At 74.2% G+C, this 1,983-nt stretch carries 2 protein-coding genes; both read right to left on the minus strand.

The window, feature by feature from the left end; all coding sequences use genetic code 11:
• Positions 1–281 precede the first annotated feature (281 nt).
• Entirely contained in the window at positions 282–1,370 is a 1,089-nt protein-coding gene (gene mnmA, locus GH736_RS21970) for a tRNA 2-thiouridine(34) synthase MnmA (protein ID WP_159607078.1), read from the minus strand.
• Positions 1,371–1,450: 80 nt separating this feature from the next.
• A partial coding sequence (locus GH736_RS21975) for an aminotransferase class V-fold PLP-dependent enzyme (protein WP_159607076.1) occupies positions 1,451–1,983 on the minus strand: 533 nt, incomplete at its 5' end.

Raw genomic sequence — 1,983 nt, forward strand, 5'->3', positions numbered from 1 at the left:
ACCTGGCGGCGGTCGTCGACGCCGTCGGCGTTGCGGTCCACTGCGGGCGGGACGTCGCTCCGCACGGTGGCGGGCACGGCCCGGGTGTCGCCCGGTGCGGCGACCGGTCGTTCGGGGTAGCTGGCGGCGGGGTCTCGTGGGGTACTCACGGTGCAACCTCCTCGTCGTACGGATGGCGCCGCAGGTGTCGGCGCAGCGGCGAATCTACGCCGAACGGCGCCCGCGAGCACAGGCCTTGACAGCGCCCCGTCGGCCGCGAGACCCGCGCGCGTACGCGAGCCTCAGGCGTCGACGGCGACGGCGCTGACGGTGCGGTCGATGGTGCACTGGCCGAGCACCCGGGTGCCGACGTAGACGACCGCGGTCTGCCCAGGGGCGACACCGTCGAGCGGATGCGACGGAGTGACGACGAGCTCGCCACCGGTGACGACCGCCACGGCCGGCACGGGATCGGCGTGGGCGCGGATCTGCACCTCGCAGGCGAACGGCGTCGACGCGTCGGCCGGAGGCAGCCCCGCCCACGTGTAGCGCGAGCCTGCGATCTCGGCGGTCGCGAGCGCCTCCTTCGGCCCGACGACGACGGTCTTCTCCTTGGGTCGCACCTCGAGCACGAACCGTGGCCGCCCGTCGGGCGCGGGCGTGCCGAGGTGCAGTCCCCGGCGCTGCCCGACGGTGTAGGCGTGGGCGCCCTCGTGCGAGCCGACGACCGCACCCGAGCGGTCGACGATGTCGCCCGTCTCCACGCCGACGCGCTCGGCCAGCCAGCCCTTCGTGTCGCCGTCGGGGATGAAGCAGATGTCGTGCGAGTCGGGCTTCTGCGCGACCGAGAGCCCGCGTCGCGCCGCCTCCTCGCGCACGAGCTGCTTCGAGGGGGTGTCGCCGAGCGGGAAGTAGGCGTGCGCGAGCTGCTCGGAGGTCAGCACGCCCAGCACGTAGCTCTGGTCCTTCGCCCACGCGCTCGCGCGGTGCAGCTCGCGGTTGCCCGCGGCATCCGTCACGATCGTGGCGTAGTGCCCGGTCGCCACGGCGTCGAACCCGAGGGCGAGCGCCTTCTCGAGCAGGGCGGCGAACTTGATGCGCTCGTTGCAGCGCATGCACGGGTTGGGCGTGCGGCCCGCGGAGTACTCGGCGATGAAGTCGTCGACGACGTCGGCCTTGAACCGCTCGGAGAAGTCCCACACGTAATACGGGATGCCGAGCACGTTCGCGGCGCGCTGGGCGTCCATCGAGTCCTCGATGGTGCAGCAGCCGCGACTCCCCGTGCGCAGCGTGCCGGGCATGCGGCTGAGCGCGAGGTGCACACCGACGACGTCGTGTCCGGCATCGACCGCGCGTGCCGCAGCGACGGCGCTGTCGACGCCGCCGCTCATCGCTGCGAGAACCTTCACCCGTCCAGTGTAGGCAGGACTGCCTGAGGGGATGCCGCGCAGCGGATGCCTCGGGGCGGCGCTCAGCGATCGAAGGAGGTCGCCCGGGCGGCGAGCCCGGCCTTCGCGGCCTGGGCGTGGGCGCCGGGCAGCGCCGCGAGGAAGGCGTCGACGTCGGCCTCCGTGGAGTCGTGCCCCAGCGTGATGCGGAGCGCCCCGCGAGCGTCGGCCTCGGAGCGGCCCATGGCCATGAGCACGTGGGAGGGCTCCGGCACGCCGGCCTGGCACGCCGAGCCGGTGGACACCGCGACACCGGCGGCATCGAGGAGGAAGAGGAGCGAGTCGCCCTCGCACCCCGGGAAGGAGAGGTGCACGTTGCCGGGCAGGCGTCCGGAGGGGTCGCGATCGCCTGACAGGCGGGCATCGGGCACCGCGGCGAGCGCGCCGTGGATGAGCCGGTCCCGCAGCGCCGCCATGCGCCGCGCGTCGTCGTCGAGCCGGCCGTGCACGGTGACGGCGGCCGCGGCGAACGAGGCCGCGGCGGCGACGTCCTGCGTGCCCGATCGGACCTTCCGCTGCTGTCCGCCGCCGTGGATGAGCGGCTCGACGGCGGCGG

The organism is Agromyces humi (assembly GCF_009720255.1).
Lineage (GTDB): Bacteria > Actinomycetota > Actinomycetes > Actinomycetales > Microbacteriaceae > Agromyces > Agromyces humi.